Origin of the sequence: Lysinibacillus sp. NPDC097162 (genome assembly GCF_044762185.1) — a bacterium.
Taxonomy (GTDB): domain Bacteria; phylum Bacillota; class Bacilli; order Bacillales_A; family Planococcaceae; genus Lysinibacillus.
Map to the genome: position 1 here is coordinate 2,294,613 of NZ_JBIWDT010000001.1, position 19,348 is coordinate 2,313,960.

General features: G+C 38.0%; 16 protein-coding genes and 1 other annotated feature. Of the genes, 4 read left to right on the forward strand and 12 right to left on the reverse strand.

Annotated features, from left to right (window positions below; all coding sequences use genetic code 11):
- Position 1 precedes the first annotated feature (1 nt).
- The 5 genes from ACIQXW_RS11740 to recD2 all read right to left on the reverse strand — a co-directional run bounded on the left by ACIQXW_RS11740 (position 2) and on the right by recD2 (position 9,276).
- Positions 2-268 (reverse strand): IreB family regulatory phosphoprotein, encoded by a 267-nt coding sequence (locus ACIQXW_RS11740; RefSeq protein WP_024363117.1) that lies wholly within the window; start codon positions 266-268, stop codon positions 2-4.
- An 88-nt stretch (positions 269-356) separates the two neighbouring features.
- On the reverse strand, positions 357-3,017 hold the full coding sequence (gene alaS / locus ACIQXW_RS11745) for an alanine--tRNA ligase (protein WP_401017960.1): 2,661 nt from the start codon (positions 3,015-3,017) through the stop codon (positions 357-359).
- Positions 3,018-3,092: 75 nt separating this feature from the next.
- Positions 3,093-3,310: a binding site (T-box leader), on the reverse strand.
- A 107-nt stretch (positions 3,311-3,417) separates the two neighbouring features.
- Positions 3,418-4,848, reverse strand: coding sequence for a 4-hydroxyphenylacetate 3-monooxygenase, oxygenase component (gene hpaB / locus ACIQXW_RS11750; protein ID WP_401017963.1), 1,431 nt, complete (start codon positions 4,846-4,848; stop codon positions 3,418-3,420).
- 229 nt (positions 4,849-5,077) lie between these two features.
- Positions 5,078-6,799 (reverse strand): polysaccharide deacetylase family protein, encoded by a 1,722-nt coding sequence (locus ACIQXW_RS11755; protein WP_402762256.1) that lies wholly within the window; start codon positions 6,797-6,799, stop codon positions 5,078-5,080.
- A 32-nt stretch (positions 6,800-6,831) separates the two neighbouring features.
- Complete coding sequence (gene recD2, locus ACIQXW_RS11760) at positions 6,832-9,276, reverse strand: SF1B family DNA helicase RecD2 (RefSeq protein ID WP_402762259.1); 2,445 nt, start codon at positions 9,274-9,276, stop codon at positions 6,832-6,834.
- Between the two features lie 192 nt (positions 9,277-9,468).
- Between recD2 and hisA the strand changes: the two genes are divergently transcribed.
- From hisA to ACIQXW_RS11775, 3 genes are all read left to right on the forward strand, one after another.
- Positions 9,469-10,236 (forward strand): phosphoribosylformimino-5-aminoimidazole carboxamide ribotide isomerase, encoded by a 768-nt coding sequence (gene hisA, locus ACIQXW_RS11765; protein WP_402762262.1) that lies wholly within the window; start codon positions 9,469-9,471, stop codon positions 10,234-10,236.
- On the forward strand, positions 10,233-10,520 hold the full coding sequence (locus ACIQXW_RS11770) for a hypothetical protein (RefSeq protein WP_402762265.1): 288 nt from the start codon (positions 10,233-10,235) through the stop codon (positions 10,518-10,520). Before hisA ends, ACIQXW_RS11770 begins: the two co-directional genes overlap by 4 nt.
- Before the next feature lie 331 nt (positions 10,521-10,851).
- Positions 10,852-11,586 (forward strand): GTP pyrophosphokinase, encoded by a 735-nt coding sequence (locus ACIQXW_RS11775; RefSeq protein WP_402762267.1) that lies wholly within the window; start codon positions 10,852-10,854, stop codon positions 11,584-11,586.
- Positions 11,587-11,812: 226 nt separating this feature from the next.
- Here the strand turns inward: ACIQXW_RS11775 and ACIQXW_RS11780 are convergent, their stop codons facing one another.
- The 4 genes from ACIQXW_RS11780 to cymR form a co-directional block, all read right to left on the reverse strand.
- Entirely contained in the window at positions 11,813-12,472 is a 660-nt protein-coding gene (locus ACIQXW_RS11780; RefSeq protein ID WP_340823494.1) for a tetratricopeptide repeat protein, read from the reverse strand.
- 141 nt (positions 12,473-12,613) lie between these two features.
- Positions 12,614-13,738, reverse strand: a complete 1,125-nt coding sequence (gene mnmA, locus ACIQXW_RS11785) for a tRNA 2-thiouridine(34) synthase MnmA (RefSeq protein WP_340823493.1) — start codon at positions 13,736-13,738, stop codon at positions 12,614-12,616.
- Between the two features lie 106 nt (positions 13,739-13,844).
- Complete coding sequence (locus ACIQXW_RS11790) at positions 13,845-14,990, reverse strand: cysteine desulfurase family protein (protein WP_402762271.1); 1,146 nt, start codon at positions 14,988-14,990, stop codon at positions 13,845-13,847.
- A gap of 102 nt (positions 14,991-15,092) precedes the next feature.
- Positions 15,093-15,512, reverse strand: coding sequence for a cysteine metabolism transcriptional regulator CymR (gene cymR, locus ACIQXW_RS11795; RefSeq protein ID WP_340823491.1), 420 nt, complete (start codon positions 15,510-15,512; stop codon positions 15,093-15,095).
- A 135-nt stretch (positions 15,513-15,647) separates the two neighbouring features.
- On the opposite strand from cymR, the gene ACIQXW_RS11800 reads away from it, so the two are divergent.
- Positions 15,648-16,931 carry a replication-associated recombination protein A gene (locus ACIQXW_RS11800; protein WP_402762274.1) on the forward strand — a complete coding sequence of 428 codons (1,284 nt, stop codon included), beginning with the start codon at positions 15,648-15,650 and terminating at the stop codon, positions 16,929-16,931.
- A 220-nt stretch (positions 16,932-17,151) separates the two neighbouring features.
- Here the strand turns inward: ACIQXW_RS11800 and ACIQXW_RS11805 are convergent, their stop codons facing one another.
- The 3 genes from ACIQXW_RS11805 to ACIQXW_RS11815 form a co-directional block, all read right to left on the reverse strand.
- Positions 17,152-17,670, reverse strand: coding sequence for a hypothetical protein (locus tag ACIQXW_RS11805; RefSeq protein WP_402762277.1), 519 nt, complete (start codon positions 17,668-17,670; stop codon positions 17,152-17,154).
- Positions 17,671-17,891: 221 nt separating this feature from the next.
- The gene (locus ACIQXW_RS11810) at positions 17,892-18,278 is read right to left on the reverse strand and encodes a hypothetical protein (protein ID WP_401017989.1); all 387 of its coding nucleotides are present in this window, start codon (positions 18,276-18,278) and stop codon (positions 17,892-17,894) included.
- A 274-nt stretch (positions 18,279-18,552) separates the two neighbouring features.
- Positions 18,553-19,314, reverse strand: coding sequence for a tRNA threonylcarbamoyladenosine dehydratase (locus ACIQXW_RS11815; RefSeq protein WP_401017992.1), 762 nt, complete (start codon positions 19,312-19,314; stop codon positions 18,553-18,555).
- Positions 19,315-19,348 lie beyond the last annotated feature (34 nt).

Below are 19,348 nucleotides of genomic sequence, written 5' to 3' on the forward strand. Positions count from 1 at the left end.
TCTAGCCCTCGTTATTCTTTTTGATATAAAATTTAACAAGCTCTTCTAGAATTTCGTCACGCTCTAGCTTGCGAATTAAATTACGAGCATCCTGATGGCGAGGAATATACGCCGGATCACCAGAAAGTAAGTAACCGACAATCTGATTGATAGGATTATATCCCTTTTCCTCTAATGAAGAATGTACTTTCAACATTACCTGCTTGACTTCCTGTTCCATTGATTCTTCTGGAAAATTAAATTTCATCGTTTGATCAAATGAACTCATGACCAGCACCTCGCTTTCAGAAATAAGGAGATGTGCAAAAGAAGCTCATCTCCGATTTCTCTTTATTATAACCGATTTGACGTATTAATTAAATGGATTTAACGTAATCATACACAGAAAGTAGCGCTTCATCAAGTTTTGATGCATCTTTTGCACCTGCCATCGCCATATCTGGACGACCGCCACCTTTACCGCCACAAGCTTCCGCAACCATTTTCACAATATTTCCTGCATGGTAATTGCCACCAACTAAATCTTTCGTGACACCTGCACATAACATCACTTTATCGCCATCAACAGCACCTAATACAACAACAGCTTTCGTCATTTTACCTTTTAAGTCATCCATCATTTGGCGCAATTGGTTGTTGTCTTTTGCTTCCACTTTAGTTGAAAGTACTGTTACATCACCAAAAGTTTGTGCTGCATCTACGATAGCGCCTGCTTGAGCATTCGCAATTTTTTGTGACAACCCTTCATTTTCACGTTGTAATTCTTTGTAGTCTGCTTGTAATGCATGGACTTTTGTCACAATATCTTTCGGATTTGCTTTTAAAAGTGCTGCTGCATCATTTAAAAGCGCCTCTTCCTCTTTGACTGCCTCATATGCCACTTTACCAGTTACAGCCTCGATACGACGAGTTCCCGCGCCAATACCACCTTCTGAAACAATTTTAAAGAAGCCTATTTCAGAAGAACGTTTTACATGGATACCACCGCAAAGTTCGATTGAATAATCACCAATCGATACGACGCGAACGATATCACCGTATTTCTCTCCGAATAATGCCATTGCTCCCATTGCTCTCGCTTCATCAATCGCTTTTTCTTCAATCACGACTTCAATATCTTCCCACACTTTTTCGTTAACGATACGTTCAATTTGTTGTAATTCTTCTTTTGTTACTTGACCGAAGTGAGAGAAGTCAAAACGCAAACGATCTGGACCAACATATGATCCTGCTTGGTTCACATGATCACCTAATATATCTTTTAATGCACGTTGCATAATGTGCGTTGCTGTATGGTTTTTAATGATTAGATTACGTTCCTCACGATTAACAACCGCTTTTACCGCATCTTCAACATGCATTTCGCCTGATTCCACAAGAACCGTGTGTAACGGTTGTCCATTTGGTGCTTTTTGAACATCCTTAACGATTGCTGTAAAGCCATCATTAGCAATTACACCGCTATCCGCAATTTGTCCACCCATTTCAGCATAGAATGGTGTTTTTGCTAATACAACTAGCGCTTCTTGACCTTCTGAAGCTACTTTAGTTACTTGTCCATTAACAATCATCGCTGCAATTTCAGTTTCAACCGATAATGTATCATACCCAACAAATTCACTTGCTACTGTTAAGTTTGCTAGAACTTCATTTTGTACTTGCATTGAATCAACATCCTGGCGAGCAGCACGCGCACGCTCACGTTGCTCGTTCATTGCAACTTCAAATCCTTCGTGATCTACCTTCATGCCTACTTCTTCCGCATATTCTTCTGTTAATTCAATTGGGAAGCCGTACGTGTCATAAAGACGGAATGCATCTGCTCCAGGTATATAATCATGACCTGCTGCTTTTTGAGCTTCCACAACCTCGTTAAAGATCGTAAGACCGCCATCTAATGTTTCATGGAAACGAATTTCCTCGTTTTTAATAACACGTTGGATAAATTCGCATTTCTCCGTAACTTCTGGGTAGAAATCAACCATAATTTCGCCAACTGTAGGTACTAATTCAAACATGAATGGTTTTTCAATACCAATTTGCTTAGCGTAACGCACTGCACGACGTAGTAAACGACGTAATACGTACCCACGGCCTTCATTTGAAGGAAGTGCACCGTCACCGATAGCAAATGCTACAGTACGGATATGGTCTGCAATCACCTTGAAAGGCGTATTAATGTCTTCTTCTGAGCCGAAGATTTCGCTTAATGCAACTTCACCTGGACGTTTGTATTTTCGATTTGCAAACTGTTCAATTTTTTCAATGATTGGCATGAATAAATCTGTATCAAAGTTCGTCGGTACATTTTGCACAACCGAAACAATACGTTCTAGACCCATCCCTGTATCAATATTTTGCTTTGGTAATGGTGTATAAGTGCCGTCTGGATTGTGGTTAAATTGAGAGAACACTAAGTTCCAAACTTCTAAATAACGCTCGTTTTCACCACCAGGATACATTTCTGGATCATTTTGATCTGAACCATATTCTTCTCCTCGGTCGTAGAAAATTTCTGAGTTTGGACCAGATGGACCTTCACCGATATCCCAGAAGTTTCCTTCTAAACGAATTAAGCGTTCTTCAGGAATGCCAATTTCGTTATGCCAAACATCATATGCTTCTTGGTCTTCTGGATGTATTGTAATCGATAAAAGTTCAGGGTCAAAGCCCATCCACTTTTTGTCCGTTAAAAATTCCCATGCATAATGAATTGCCTCTTTTTTGAAGTAATCGCCAATAGAAAAGTTCCCTAGCATTTCAAAGAATGTATGGTGACGTGCAGTCTTCCCTACATTTTCAATATCGTTCGTACGAATTGATTTTTGTGCATTTGTAATACGTGGATTATCAGGAATAATACGACCGTCAAAATAAGGTTTTAATGTAGCAACACCTGAGTTAATCCAAAGTAATGAAGGGTCATTAATTGGCACAAGTGGTGCTGATGGTTCATGATGATGTCCTTTTTCTTTAAAGAATTCTAAATACAAACGGCGAATTTCTGCTGCTTTCATATGAAAAGTTCCTCCTCAAATTGTGTAAAATTACGATATGAATCCGCTTGTACGCATAAAAAAGCCCTCATCCCAAAAAGGGACGAGGACTTTGTGTATTGTCTCGCGGTACCACCCTAGTTGTAAGCATAATATACATACTTACCTCTTTAGCACTTGTAACGTAAGTGAACGGCAGGGATTAGCTGCACTCTGGAGTAGCTTTCGGCACTTGTTAACGTGAGGATTTTTTCAGCCTAGAAATCCCTTTCTTCACACGAACAAATACGTACTTTTTCCATCATCGTTTTTTCTATTTTCTAACGCACATTATAAAAAAATTATGTTCTTCTGTCAATCATTGCATTTCTATTCTATACAAAATTATCGAATTCTTCAAACATAAGTCGTTTCTTGAAAGTTATTTTTTTAAGAAATTTTCTACTCTTTGCATAAATGGCTCGCGATTATAAGTTTGGTAGAGCAAGCTCGATAAGCGAACAGGATCTCCAAAGAAATATCGCTCATAAAGTGTTTGCCTTGTGCCAAAAGTACTCATCGTTAAATCCCACGCTAGGCGGAATTTTTTCACACGGTCCTCTCCACCATCTCTAAATGACTGTAAATAATGCTCTAAGTCCCCATTATCTGCGGCAAATGCTTTTTCACTAGGAATAGACATTAATCCACTTGCACCAAGTAATTGGATTATTTCCGTAAAGGTTGGATAGACTTTTGGGAAAACTTGAATGGCAACTTGCAATGTTGGTAAATCTGGTCTTATAAAGCCAAAAACATCCCTTTTTGCTTCTATTTCTGATTTAAGTAATAAAGCCTTCATTGTTTCTAGCGTTACAATGATTTCAACTACTTTTTGTTGCACATGCTGATAACTACCGATATTAATCGTATCAACAATGGATTGTACTACGCCTAAAACAAATTCAGTTTTAGCAATTTGGCGAGACAATACTTGATGTAAAGAATATGCTTGGAAGCCACTCACATTCATGAAACTATTCGCAACTTCTGTATTTTCATAATAAAATACGCGATCCCACGGTACTACGACATCGTCAAATACAACAATCGCATCCATTTCCTCAAATCGGGCGCTTAGTGGATAATCGAACGTGGATTCACCGCCAACAAAAGACTGTCTACATAAAAATTTCAATCCTTTAGTATTACTAGGTATGGAGAAACCAAATCCTTTTTCCTTATCAATACCATTCGTTGATAAAACAAGGAGCTCATCAGTAATGCCACCCTGTGTTGCAAGCAATCTTGCCCCTTTAATGACCAAACCTTCGCTCGTTTTCCCTACAATTTTAGCCGCAATGATGACCTCATCATCTTCATAATGAAAACTATGACGGTTTACTTGAGGCTCGATAAACGTATGTGTCATCGTTAAATCATTTTCACGTGCATATTCATAATAATTCAGCAGATGATCTGGAAAACAATTCGGCTTATCTTTTAAGTATTCGGCTGCTGAAGCCAATGCCATTAAAGTAGTGTTCATATAATCAGGACTTCTTCCCATAAATCCATGATTAGATAAAGCCCACTCTCGAGCAGCTTGACGTCTTTTCACCAAATCTTCGTCCTTTGTCACTTGTAAATAAGACATCCCGACCCGCTGGTTACTCGTAGGTGACAGATAAGTCATACTATCATGTAAATTTTCATCATGCTGCAAATCAAAAAGTTTAGCCTGACTTTGTATAACACCTTTAAATGCCGGATGTTCGGAAACATTTCCCATCACGACTTCCCCATCTATCGATATATATGTTTGCAATGCGTCAATGCGTTTAATATATTGCTGGCCTGTAATTGCTGGCATACATTCACCCCTAATATGGACCTATGTTTTAATTCTCATGTATTATATGACCTATTAGGCTAAATCGTTCCTCGCATCTTATCTGTATGATAAACGCTCAAACGGTGCTATTTTTGTTTGCACATAAAAAAATAAATTGAGTAAGCCCCTACAAAATAAACCCGCATCTTCATGGAAGATACGGGTTTGTTTTGTCTAGTCGAAGAAGGCAATTAGAAGCCCTCCTCTGTTATTGTGCATATGGTGAGACCATTTTTTTAAACTGTGAGAAGGATGTTTGTTGATCGCTGTATAAACGTTTAATTTGGTAAACATCATCATACGGATTGTTGTAACCAGGCTTTGTTGAAAAGGCCATTGCAAAACCTGCTTCTTTTACAGCATAAATTGTATTGGTATTATATTGACCAAATGGATAAGCAAATGCTTTTGCCCCCGGAATTATTGTTAAACTACGCTTTAAATCTTGTACAACTTCATGATATGGTATCAGCAGCATTTTCCCTTTATTCCCGATCATATCATGTAAATTGTAAGTATGAGACTCATACGTAAAGACATCTTGCATAAGCTCCATATCTTGTCTTGAAAGTGCTTGTAAATCATTATAATTAAATAGTTGCTCTGCGGGAGAATATTCATTTCGATACGTAATTAAAAATTGCGTTGCTTGAAAACCATGTTTTTTTAATATCGGATAAGCATATTCCCTTGTTGATAATAAGCCATCATCAAATGTTAAGACGATAGAATACGCAGGCAATGTAATTTCGTTACGCATAAAACGTAATAAATCATCAGCGCTAACCGTTTCAAATTTTTTATCTTTCAAATACTTCATTTCATTAGCGAATTGAGTATCTGTCATTGTAGTACTTACATTTTTAAAGCGCCCAAGCTCTTGCACCTTCAATAAATGATGATACATCATAACAGGAACACCACGATCTAAAGCTACCTTAGAACTGTGAATATAGCCTTCACGTCCACCAATTGTCGTTACATACCAATTGGCTTCTTTTCGTAATATAGGATAACGTCGATTAGTATCAAGCTTTGCAAATGGCATTAATTTGTTAGCTGTTCGATCATAAATTTCACTATTTCCTGATATTGGAATGAAATATTGATTTAATACTGCATTATCCTTACCAATATTTTTATAAGTTGGCGTATTCACAAACTTCACTTTCGATTTTTCAGCATAGACAAACGTCTTGCCCCAACGAACTTGGACATACGTTTCATCTCCTACACCTGCAACTTCCAATTGCTGACCTTTTAAAAGCGTCGCTATAGACATTGGTTGATCTCTACGAAGGTCATAAAGCACAATGTTTTCTAATGCTTCAATATAGCCATTTTGCTTACTTGGCAGTGTCGGTGTTGGGTTTGGCGTTGGCTTTGGGTTTGGCGTTGGAGTTGGCTTTTCATTCGGCTTTGTTGATGTATCTGTCTCTTGTCCTTTTTCTTCTTTAACAAAATTACTATGTACATAACCAAGTCGTCCGTTCACAGCAATTCCGTACCAACTGCCCATTCTACTATAAATAGGGAAGCGAACACCTTCCGACAATGTTGCAAATTGCACCAACTTATTGCTTGTATTATCATATATAGGCGTTACCTTTGTTGCTACAATATAATCTTTTATTTTCGCAACTGAAGGAACAGGATTTTTATATGTTGTGGAAGGAACAACGGTTGTATATCGTTTATCGACATAACCATAACTACCGCCCCAACGAATTTGCCACCAATTTGCCCCATAATCTTTTGTCACTTCAAAAGTTTGTCCTCCAGATAATGTTCCTACTTGTTCAAGTGAGCCTGAACGATTATCAAAGACAGTTGCTTCCTCATTCACTTGAATAACGACATTACTGGCATGTACCTTCTGTACGAACGGTAATAACAGCATGAATAGAAGCAATAACACGATGCGTTTCACTTTCTTCACCTCATAAAACTTATTTTCAATTTTTATTCATCCATAAAATCATATGGAGAAATGCCATCCATTCCAATCATTGGATGTATATATGGAACCGTATCTACTGTTAGCTGTAGAACAGTCACAGGCTCCTCTTGTCGGTCTTCTTCTGCAATTGTCTCCACTGATGTCTCCTTCACTTCAATAACCTCATTGGATGATGCATCCATTGGGTTAAGTCGTGCACGCAGAGACGTGAACCGTTGTAAATCGTCTGTACGCTGTAAGCCATTAGCTAGCACATCTGGCTCACCACATAAAATTAAGAAATTTTTCGCTCGCGTAATTCCAGTGTATAACAAATTACGACGTAGCATTTTAGAGTAGCCACGAACAACTGGCATAATTACCGTTTGAAACTCTGAGCCTTGCGATTTATGGATAGAACAACAATACGCAAGGGTTAACTGATTAAGATCGCTCCGTTGGTAAGTTACTTCAATACCATCAAATGACACGACAAGCAAATCCTGCTTTTCAATCGTTTCCTTTGCTTTAATAATACTAATGACTTCCCCCATATCTCCGTTAAAGACATTGCTTTCGGGCTGGTTTACAAGCTGTAGCACCTTGTCCTTAATTCGATACGTTACATCACCAAAGATAAGCTCTTTTCTTGAGCCTGTATCATTCGGATTAACAAGGTCTTGAATCATTTTATTTAAATTATCGATTCCAGCAGGCCCTTTATACATCGGTGCTAAAACTTGTATATTACGAATTTCCTGACCTTTCGATACAGCACTTTTTACAACTTGCGTTACGACGTTTGCCACTTGATCTGGTGATGCTTTAATAAATGAACGATCAGACGTTTTCATCGCCAAATCATTAGGAATTGTCCCACGTTTAATTTGATGGGCAAGTTCAATAATCGTTGAACCTTCCGCCTGACGATAAACATCAGTCAGTTCAACTGTCGGAATTTGTTGCGAGGCAAGTAAATCTTTGAGTACTTGTCCTGGACCGACTGGTGGTAACTGATCCTGGTCACCTACAAAGACAACTTGAACATCCTCATGTAATGATTTTAATAATTGATGGGCAAGCCATGTATCAACCATTGACATTTCATCGACAATTATAAGTTTTCCAGTAACCTCTCGCTCGGTTTCTTCTTCCTTCTCCTGGCCAGTAAAACCTAACAAACGGTGAATTGTCATAGCAGGTAGCTCTGTGGACTCTGATAATCGTTTAGCAGCACGTCCTGTTGGTGCACATAAAATGATAGGAAACGGCTCTTCTTTTTGCGCATATTCCTTAGGATTTAATGATAGACCGTGAAGCTTTGCATATACTTCTACAATACCTCTGACAACAGTCGTTTTTCCTGTACCAGGACCACCCGTCAAAATCATCACAGCTGAATTAAGGGCCTGTTCAATCGCAAATGCTTGTGTTTCTGCATAGGTGACGTTTAAAAAAGCTTCCGTATCCCCGATAGCCTTGCGAATTTCATCTTTACTAAAATGCTTAGCCTGACTATTTCGTTCGGTTAACGCAATAATTTTTGAAGCAATTCCAATCTCAGAAAAATATAGTGATGGCAAATAAAGCCTTGTTTCTTCACCATATATTTTATTTTCCTCACGCATATCGATACATGCCTTAGAGATTGCTTCATACGGAATTTCTTGGCGTTGACTTTGCTCGAGCATATCTTTCACTTGTGGTAAAACGTGCTCCGCATCTAAAAATACATGGCCGTCTGATAATGCAGCTGTATTTAGAGTATGTAAAATTGCAGCCTTAATACGGTCAGGATGATTACCAGTAATGCCTAATTTTGCACCAAGCTCATCTGCCCGAAAAAAGCCGACACCATCCACATCTTCAATAAGGCGATAAGGATTTTCAGTTAAAAAGTCAATCGTTTCTGTACGATACGTTTGATAAATTTTCATTCCGAGCTGCGGGCCAAATCCCCATTCATTCAATTGAATCATGACACGCTCTAATCCAAGATTTTGCTCAATTGTGCGATGAATGACTTCCTTTTTTTCAGCCGATAATCGAGGTACAACATCGAGCACATTTGGATCTTCTAATATAAGACGGATCGTATTGGCACCAAGCTTTTCAACAATTGTTTCAGCAGTTTTCTTTCCTATACCAACAAATAAGTCACTTGATAAGTAATGAACAATTCCTTGCTCAGTTGCGGGCACTTCCTTTGTAAACGTCTCAACTTGAAATTGTACACCATATTTTGGATGTTGTCTCATACTACCTGTAAAACGATATTGTTCGTCCATTTGCAATTGCGGGAAATAACCAACTACAATAATTTCCTTATCGTCATATTGCAAATTAGTTTCTTGAATTTTCACACGTACAATAGAATACATATTTTGAGTATTATGGAAAATGGATACAATAGGACGTCCGAGAATAAATAGCTTATTCAACTCAAATAAATCTAGATTTTCTGTCATTATCGATTCGTCCCCTTCTCGTATATTTCAATTTTATTATTTTACCACAGCACGTTAAAAAATATCGTTTTAACTAGAAAAACCTAAAAATTTTTAACATTATTTTGACAAATGACGAATTACCGCTAATTTAACTCTAACCATGCTATGATAGATACAATGAACTTGTTGTTTGGAAGGATTGTGAAGCTATTGGAATTTAGACCTTGCATCGATTTACATGATGGCAAAGTGAAACAAATTGTTGGAAGTACACTTGGACATACAGATCAAGAAGTTATCGAAAATTTCATTTCAGATTATGACTCTAGCTATTATGCTAACATGTTTGCAGAGGATCAATTAGTAGGTGGTCATGTCATTATGCTTGGCAGCGGAAATGAGCATGCCGCAATAGTAGCATTAGCAGCATATCCAGGAGGCCTACAAGTCGGCGGCGGCATTACTTCAGAAAACGCAAAAAAGTACATAGATGCGGGTGCCTCGCATGTTATCGTAACATCCTATATCTTTCATGATGGAAAACTCGATATTAATCGCTTAGAGCAACTAGTTCATGCCATCGGGAAAAAACATCTCGTAATTGACCTAAGCTGCAGAATGCGCAATAATAAATGGTTTGTAGTAACTGATAAATGGACCAAGTTTAGTGATTTTGAAGTGAATGCAAAGACCATTGCCTATATTGAGAAATTTTGTGATGAATTACTGATTCACGCCGTCGATGTGGAAGGAAAAAAAGGTGGTATGCAGGAAAGCTTAGTACGGGATTTAGCTGCTTGGACATCCATTCCAACAACCTATGCTGGCGGAGTTCGTTCTTTAGAAGACTTAGAAAAATTCAAAGCAATTTCAAATGGTAAGCTTCATATCACAATTGGTAGCTCACTTTCTATTTTTGGTGGAGATTTACCTTATGTTGAAGTTGTGAATTATTGTAAAAAAGGCGGGATACTGTGAAACTAATATATAATGATTTTGTTTTTCCATTTGAAGAGACAAATTTAGAACGCATTATTGATAGAAAATATTTCAAGGTGAATACGTTAGATGATTCTTTATCATTACAGATTCAACTTGATAACGAACAAATGTTACTTGAGTTTTCTAAATCGTTAAAAGCAACTTGTGGCTTCCTTCGTGATCAAGAAACCGAACCATATATCGGTACTTATATTGACTTACAACTATTCGTTGACGAATTCAATAAGCGTTACAATTTAGATGCTAAAATTATCCTTTAAAATAATAAAAACGCAGACAAAATACTTCGAGGGCCATACCTTTCGAAGTATTTTTCTTTTTTAGAAGCGGATAGTGTCCTACAAAAACAAAGACACAGCAATTAATTAAAGCCGTGCCTGTGGAATGGGAGCGCTTGGAACGAGAATCAACGGTGTCTTACCGTGTGTTGCATGCATTTTTTGTAGAGCACAAATTTCTATTTTCCCCTTCTTTTTGTTAAGCTTGAAAGAAGGAATACTAATTTTGTTGCCCTATCATCTAATAAGGAGCTCATCTTGCATCCTATCATGGATAGAACGATTTTTTTCAGAAGAAAGGATTTATTTTATTATGAAAAACGAACTCGAAGCCACAACTTTAAAAACTTTCCAAACAGAGCTAACCCGCTTTTTCCTAGCATATAAATTTGCATTAAATGAAGTTGAAACGAAAATCAATATTTTACAAGAGGAATTTAAGCTTATTCATGAATATAATCCAATTGAACATGTCTCAACCCGAGTGAAATCACCAAAAAGTATATTATTGAAGATGTCAAAAAAAGAGCTAACACCCGCCATTGATAGTATTCGCGAACATATTCGTGATATAGCAGGCGTCCGTATTACGTGCTCTTTCGTAGAAGATATTTACAAAGTAAGTGCGATGCTTCAAGCACAAAATGATATTGAAGTTGTTGACGTAAAGGATTATATTGCTTATCCAAAAGACAACGGCTACCAAAGCCTACACCTTATTATTAAAATTCCAATCTTTATGTCCGATCGAATGGAAAAAGTATATACGGAAATTCAAATTCGTACGATTGCAATGGATTTTTGGGCAAGTCTCGAACATAAAATTTATTATAAATATAATAAAGAAGTACCTGCACATATTCGTAATGAACTTAAAGATGCGGCATTACAAGCAGCAGAATTAGATCGTAAAATGGAGCGGCTCAATAAAGAAATCAATATTTTAAAGGAAAATGAAGCAGAATCTTCACTTTTAGAATCAACTCCGATTGCACATTTAGCGCAATACTTATCGCAACTCACATTTGACAGTAAAGATAGTAAGTAATTGACAGGAAGATCAAGCAGGGACAACTTATAGAAGCGAGAGCATTAGTTGTTGGTAGCGAAAGGCGTCGACTCCTGTAAGAACGCACGCAGCGTAAGACGTGGGCATTCCGCGCGTTAGCGAGTGTTGGGGATACGGTGTGCCCGCGGACAACAACGGTCACAGCAAAAAAGTGTTAGATTGATTACAGTCAATCTAACACTTTTTCACTTTTGTCCCAACCTCTTTAGTTAAATCGTTGGGCAATCATATCGTAAATATAACGCGCTTGGTCATATTCTGGTTGAATCGTAAATGCCTGCTTCAAATGATACATAGCATCCTCTGTTTGTTCTGTAGATACCGCATACAGAACACCTAAATTATAATGAGCATCTGCATTATTCCAATCTAGCTCGATTAAATAATCTAATTCCTTCTTACCTTCTTCGAACATTTCTAATGCACATAGCACGATAGCATACGCAAGTCGAATTTGTGTATCTTCAGGCGCAATCTCTGCCGCACGTTGTAAATATGGCAATGCGAGCTTTGGATTTTCCATTCGTTCAAAGCATTTCCCCATCATATAATAAACATCTGCACCTGCAATTTTATGCTGTACCGCTTGCTCATAAAGTTTTAACGCTTCTGCATAGCGGTCCGCATTATAATATAAATTAGCTAAGCCATAATATGCTGTAGCTGCCGTTTCGTCTACAGTAATTGCCTTTTGAAAAAAGCGTTCTGCTCGTTCTGTATCTTCTAGTACAGCCAATAAATTCCCAAAATTCACATAGCCAATTGCATTATCAGGTTCTGCTTCAATTGCTTGGGTAAATAGCTGTGCAGCATCCTCATAACGCTTCTCTTGGAATGCAAGTATGCCCTGCTCGTTAAAATCCAAATCTTTTCACCTCTATGTAGCGAAAAGACTGCAAATCCGATCGCTTATTCGTTTACACTGAGTGACTATAGTAACTCAATGTATTTCTTTATTTCCTAAGAAATCAACTGAAATAAGTATGTTTTGCAGCCCTTTTGCAAGTTATCCAACATATGTTAGTTTTTCATTACTTTTAAAGACTTCATCAATTGTACCGCCACCTAAGCAAACTTCACCGTCATATAAAACAACAGCCTGTCCTGGTGTAATGGCACGTACTGGTTCCGCAAACTCAATGTGTGCGCGACCATCTTCTAAAATTTCTACCTCAACAGGTGTGTCTGTTTGACGGTAGCGGAATTTCGCAGTACAAGAAAATTTCCCGGGCAATTTTTTTGTCGAAGTATAGCCCATTTTCACAGCTGTCAGCGAAGTTGAGTATAAAGCATCGTGGTCGAACCCTTGGCCGACAAGTAACACATTGCGTGCTAAATCTTTTCCAAGTACGAACCAAGGCTCACCGTCTCCACCTATACCAAGACCATGACGTTGACCTAATGTATAATACATTAAACCATCATGTTGCCCCATAACTACGCCATCCATCGTTTCCATTTTGCCTGGTTGAGCTGGTAAGTATTGACTTAAAAACTCTTTAAAATTACGCTCTCCAATAAAGCAAATTCCAGTCGAATCCTTTTTCTTGGCAGTAGCAAGACCTGCTTCTTCTGCAATTTTACGCACTTCTTTTTTCTCAATATCTCCAATTGGGAACATTACATGCGCTAGTTGTTCTTGCGATAATTGATTAAGGAAATAAGTTTGGTCCTTATTATCATCAACACCACGAAGCATACGTACTTCGCCATCACCACTGCGATCAATGCGTGCATAATGTCCTGTTGCCAAGTAATCTGCACCAAGATCCATTGCATGTTCTAGGAATGCTTTAAACTTAATTTCCTTATTGCACATTACATCAGGGTTAGGTGTGCGTCCCGCTTTATATTCTTCTAAAAAGTATGTGAAAACTTTATCCCAATATTGCTTTTCAAAATTCACAGCATAATAGGGAATGCCAATTTGATTACATACTTTAATTACATCTTCATAATCTTCTGTTGCTGTACAAACGCCATTTTCGTCTGTATCATCCCAGTTTTTCATAAAAATACCAATTACTTCATACCCTTGTTGCTTTAGCATATATGCAGCAACTGAAGAGTCTACCCCACCTGACATGCCGACGACGACACGAATTTCCGATGGGTCACGTGTTTCGATCATTGTGGTCACCTTTTCTTTTATTCAATTCATATAAACCGAACTATAAGGCTTTGCAAATTTACATAGCATTTAATTAATTCGGTTTAAATTGATAGTAATTAACAAATTATTTTGCCAGCTTTTTCACAATCGCTGCTGTTTTTTCTGCCGCTTGACGGACAGCTTCTTCTGTTAGACCTTGGCCAAAGCTAAAGCGAATAGAGTTTCGTAACTCCTCTGCCCCTTTGCCGTACATAGCAACTAACACATGTGAAGGATCAATTGTACCAGCTGTACATGCAGAACCACTAGATGCACAAATGCCAGCCATATCAAGATTTACTAAAAATGACTCTACCTCCATATTAGCAAAGCTGACATTTAATACGTGCGGTAAAACATTTTGTGTATCGCCATTGACATGAAATACTAATTTTTCATGTGTAAAAACTTCAAGCATAATTTGTTTAAAGCGATTGTACAGTGTTCGCTTACTTTCACGCAACTGACTTGCATTTTCAGCAGCAGTAGCAAAGCCTATAACAGCCGGTATATTTTCAGTACCAGCGCGACGTTTTTTCTCTTGGTCACCGCCTAACGCATAGCTAGCAAGTGGTGTGCCAGTTTTCTGATAAAGGAAGCCAATCCCTTTTGGCCCATTAATCTTATGCGCCGACACGCTTAATAAATCAACTTGCAAAGCTTCCACGTCTATTGTCTCTAAACCATAAGCTTGAACAGCATCTGTATGGAACGACGCTTTATGCTCACGTAACAACTCACCTATTTCAGCAATAGGCTGAATTGAACCAACTTCATTATTGCCATACATAATTGTTACGAGAATCGTATCGTCACGTAATGCCTCTTGTACCGCTTCGACAGTTATGCGTCCATGCGCATCAACTGGTAAATACGTCACTTCAAAGCCCTCTCGTTCTAGCTTCTCACAAGTATGTAACACCGCATGATGTTCGATTTGAGTTGTAATAATGTGCTTTCCTTCAGCAGCTCGCGCAGTAACAGTTCCAATAATGGCCGTATTATCTGCTTCCGTACCGCCACTTGTTAAAATAATTTCCCCTGGCTTTGCACCTATTGATTGTGCTAGGACATCACGTGCATTATCTAAATGTTTGCGCGCCTCTCGTCCAGCTCCGTGAATACTTGATGCATTTCCAAATACATCACGCATCGCTAAAGTCATCGCGTCTATTACCTTGTCATTCATCGGGGATGTTGCCGCATGATCAAGATAGATATATGAATTCATGTTGAAAACTCCTTTATACGAAAACACTAAAGCACTATTCATTCCCAAGTAGTAAAAACGTAACAGCGTTTATACCTTTGGAGGTGCTTTAGCCTAGAAATATTAAATATAGAACATATAGCCGTCTGTTGCATTTTCCTCTGTATACTGTGCTAAATCTTCAATAGTCGTTGTATCTAATACATTTTTCACAGCATCACGGATTCGTAACCATAGTTCACGTTGAGGCGCTTCCTCATTTTCGATACCCTCTACAGGCTGAATCGGACCTTCTAATACACTAATTACATTCGCTGCAGAAATCTCACTAGGTGGGTTTGCAAGCATGTAACCTCCATAAGCTCCGCGAACACTTTTTACCAAGCCCGAATTGCGCAATGGTGATACGAGTTGCTCTAAGTACGCTTCAGAAAGCTCTTTTTCAGCAGCAATTTTGCGTAATGGAATTGGCCCTTCACCATAATGCTTTGCCAATTCAATCATAATCGTGAGACCGTAACGGCCCTTTGTAGAAATTTTCATTTTATCACCCTCAATTAGTCTAGTCAAAATACTACCAACAGTATATCATAATCTCCTCTTGAAGAACTCGGAAATACTCTTGGAAGGTTATGATATACTATGAATTAGAACAAACGTACGAAAGGGGATATTCTTTTGCATAATGAACCACTTGCATATCGGATGCGCCCATTAACGCTAGATGAAATCATTGGTCAACAAGATTTCGTCGGTCCTGATACTGCTCTATACAAAATGATTCAAAATGGGCATGTTCCTTCCATGTTATTATACGGAGAGCCAGGCATAGGTAAAACATCGATAGCAAATGCCATCGCAGGAAGCTCTAAACTTCCCTTTTTCGCACTTAATGCGACTCGTGCTGGGAAAAAAGACGTTGAAGATATTGTACAAGAAGCAAGAATTTCTGGGAAAGTTATACTGTTTCTAGATGAGATACATCGTTTCAATAAATTACAGCAGGATACATTACTACCACATGTGGAAAATGGCTCTATTATTTTAATAGGCGCGACAACTGAAAATCCGTATCATGATGTAAACCCTGCTATTCGCTCACGTTGCGGAGAAATTCATCAGTTAAAAAAATTAACAACAGCAAATTTAATAGAACTTATTCAAAAGGCACTTTCTGATGACAAACGAGGACTAGGAAAGTATCATTTTGCACTGACAGATCCACAAATTGAACAAATTGCAACAGCAGCAAATGGCGATGCACGCAAAGCACTAACATTGCTCGAGTCGATTTATTATGCAAGTGATGAAGTGAACGGACAAACAATAGCTTCTGACCATATTCTAGAACATCTTATTGGCAGAATTGGCGTGTACGGTGATAAAAATGGCTCACACTTTTATAACTTGCTGTCAGCATTACAAAAATCGGTACGTGGGAGCGATACGAATGCGGCGTTGTATTATTTAGCACATTTACTTGAAACAGGTGATTTGGTTGCAGTTAGTCGCCGTTTACTCGTCATGGCCTATGAGGATATTGGTCTTGCCAACCCACAAGTAGGGGCACACATGCTTGCCGCTGTCCAGGCAGCAGAGCGTTTAGGGTTACCTGAAGCACGGATTCCGCTAGCAAGTGCTGTAATTGAAATGTGCCTTGCTTCAAAATCAAATTCTGCAATAGCTGCTATTGACGCTGCTATTGCAAGTATCCACGCAGGTAAAACGGGAGATATTCCACACCATTTACGTGATGCACATTATGAAGGGGCCAAAGATTTAGGGCATGTTGGTTATCAATATCCACATAACAGCCCTATCGGTACTTTTGGTGGATGGGTAGATCAACAATATTTACCAGATGAGCTTGTTGGTACAGAATTTTATAAACCAGTTATTGCAGGTGAAGAGAAACGGATGGCAAGTATTTACGATAAGCTTAAATCATTCCGTCACAAGTAAAGTGCCAGGCACTCAAACAATTTACCATGCCTTTAAAAGAACGCACGCAACGTAAGACGCAACAGACCGCGAGATAGCGGGGGTTGCTTCTTACAACTTGTGCTGGACGGATAGCGTAATGGAGTGCCAGGCACATAAACAATTTTATCTACATTTCCCTCACAAAAATGAAAAACCATTGTCGTTATGCTTTTCGACAATGGTAATAATTCATTACTTATTAATTTATGGATTCCTTCTCAACAAACAATTTAAATTGCTGTAAACATTGCTTGACGTCACCTTTTTGGGCAAGGACCTCTTCTTTTAAAGCAGCTACCTGATCACTATTTTCTATTACATCACCATATAGAGCGATAATAGCAGCTAATAGCTCCTCATTCTCTTCCTGCTCAATACTTGGTAAAGAACGGGCGGCAGTCGTTAATAAACGCGCTACTTTTTCAGGTGTTTTTTGTAGCTCATTTGAAGAATAATAAATGGATGCAGCTAAAAAATAACAAAGCTTGGCACTACAATCTATAAACAAATGCCAATATGTATTGGCTTTCGGTAATTCACCAGCTCTAGCAACTAAATATTCCTTATAAAATGTTGTAGCTTGTGTATATAAAGGCGTTAAAGCTCTCGTGGCTTTTGTGTAATTATTAGACGTATCTAAATAATCAAATACAATACTATTCATTTTCTCTTGAAGTTTTACGATATCTAAATGTTCACGAATTACTTGTATTTCCATTTTTCCACTCTCCCATGTTCTCATTTGTTTTAGCAAACGCCATTTCCACTTCCCCTAAGTAGATTTGAACATTCCAAACAAGCTGACCTATTATCTCTATATATTGGAATTATTCAAATTATAGCAATAAACCAAAAGAAGAAGTGAGGACATGAAAAAAATAAGGCAATTTCGTGAATTATTAGCATTTTGTGTACGTTAAATTAATTATTTTGGTAAAATTAAACTCTTTGTATATAGTAATCAAACAAAAATTGTTCCTTTTCTTGATTTATTATTTCGACGATGCTACCGTTTGCATATTTTTTAATTCTTTGTTTTGGACTATAAAAATACGCATTATTCGTAATTAGCCATTGGCTTAACGTCAGCTCTGTCGCTGGTTGCTGTTCAGTTAAAATTCGTTTATGCCGAAGTATATCCGCCATTTTGTAAAAGCCATCTGATAATTCATAAGCAGATACATCAAAATTAAAAACAGGTGTCACAACCTGTCCAACATCAAAAATATGTATCGTCTTTCTCTCCTCATCAATCGCTAATTCCACTGTGCTAATTTCATCGAATAGATTCAATCCTCTATATTCCATTTGATAAATTTGCTCCATTATTAATGAATGCCCCCTCTTTTATAACAGCCCTATTGTAACATAGAAAAAGTGAACGTCTGTTGCGTAAGTAACATAAGGGAGCATTTTTAGTCATTTCTCCTACTGATTTTCTTGTCATAAAAGAAAAGAATCTACAAGTCGTCTAAGAGAAAGTAAGCATGTGCAGGCACAAACTCACAACTTCCCCAAGGAAAACTTTGCAGATTCTTCTTTTAATTAACATAAGAACATTTTCAATGTGCTAGTTACTGCTAAATACAAGACAAATAGCTTAACCTTGTACGCGAGTAATTTTCACATCTTCTACAATTTTATTGACTACCCAACTTGCTGCTATTAAACCTGCAACAGAAGGGACAAATGCGTTAGAAGATGGTGGCATTTTCGCCTTACGGATAGCGGCATCTGGTTTGCCCACATGCTCTACGACATCTGGACGTACGACAATCGGACTTTCATCAGAGAATACAACTGTTATCCCTTTATGAATACCATCTTTTCGTAATTTTGTACGAATAACTTTCGCTAATGGATCTGTATGCGTTTTCGAAATATCCGCGATTTTGAAGCGGGTTGGGTCCATTTTATTGGCAGCACCCATACTTGAAATAATTGGGATGTTACGTTTTAAGCATTCTTTCATAATGTGAATTTTATAGATCACAGTATCGCTCGCGTCAATAACATAGTCGATTCCTTGTGCAAAAAATTCCTCATATGTTTCTTCCGTATAAAACATATGCATATCAATTACTTCACATTCTGGATTAATATCAGCAATACGCTCTTTCATAACGCCAGATTTGGATTTTCCTACTGTTGAAAGATACGCTACTAATTGACGGTTAACGTTCGTAATATCTACATTATCCTTATCAACTAAAATAATGCGACCAATCCCACTACGAGCACATGCCTCTGCAGCAAATGAGCCGACGCCACCTACACCTAGAATGGCTACTGTTGTATTTTTTAATTTTTCGAGTCCCTCAGTACCTATCGCGAGCTCGTTACGAGAAAATTGATGTAACATCCTTACACTCTCCATCTATCCAATTTTTATTAGT

Coding starts and splice junctions, on each gene's coding strand:
- ACIQXW_RS11740 (WP_024363117.1), bottom strand. CDS start 268: ATGAGTTCATTTGATCAAACGATGAAATTTAATTTTCCAGAAGAATCA.
- alaS (WP_401017960.1), bottom strand. CDS start 3,017: ATGAAAGCAGCAGAAATTCGCCGTTTGTATTTAGAATTCTTTAAAGAA.
- hpaB (WP_401017963.1), bottom strand. CDS start 4,848: ATGCCAGCAATTACAGGCCAGCAATATATTAAACGCATTGACGCATTG.
- recD2 (WP_402762259.1), bottom strand. CDS start 9,276: ATGACAGAAAATCTAGATTTATTTGAGTTGAATAAGCTATTTATTCTC.
- ACIQXW_RS11775 (WP_402762267.1), top strand. CDS start 10,852: ATGAAAAACGAACTCGAAGCCACAACTTTAAAAACTTTCCAAACAGAG.
- mnmA (WP_340823493.1), bottom strand. CDS start 13,738: ATGATCGAAACACGTGACCCATCGGAAATTCGTGTCGTCGTCGGCATG.
- ACIQXW_RS11790 (WP_402762271.1), bottom strand. CDS start 14,990: ATGAATTCATATATCTATCTTGATCATGCGGCAACATCCCCGATGAAT.
- cymR (WP_340823491.1), bottom strand. CDS start 15,512: ATGAAAATTTCTACAAAGGGCCGTTACGGTCTCACGATTATGATTGAA.
- ACIQXW_RS11805 (WP_402762277.1), bottom strand. CDS start 17,670: ATGGAAATACAAGTAATTCGTGAACATTTAGATATCGTAAAACTTCAA.
- ACIQXW_RS11810 (WP_401017989.1), bottom strand. CDS start 18,278: ATGGAGCAAATTTATCAAATGGAATATAGAGGATTGAATCTATTCGAT.
- ACIQXW_RS11815 (WP_401017992.1), bottom strand. CDS start 19,314: ATGTTACATCAATTTTCTCGTAACGAGCTCGCGATAGGTACTGAGGGA.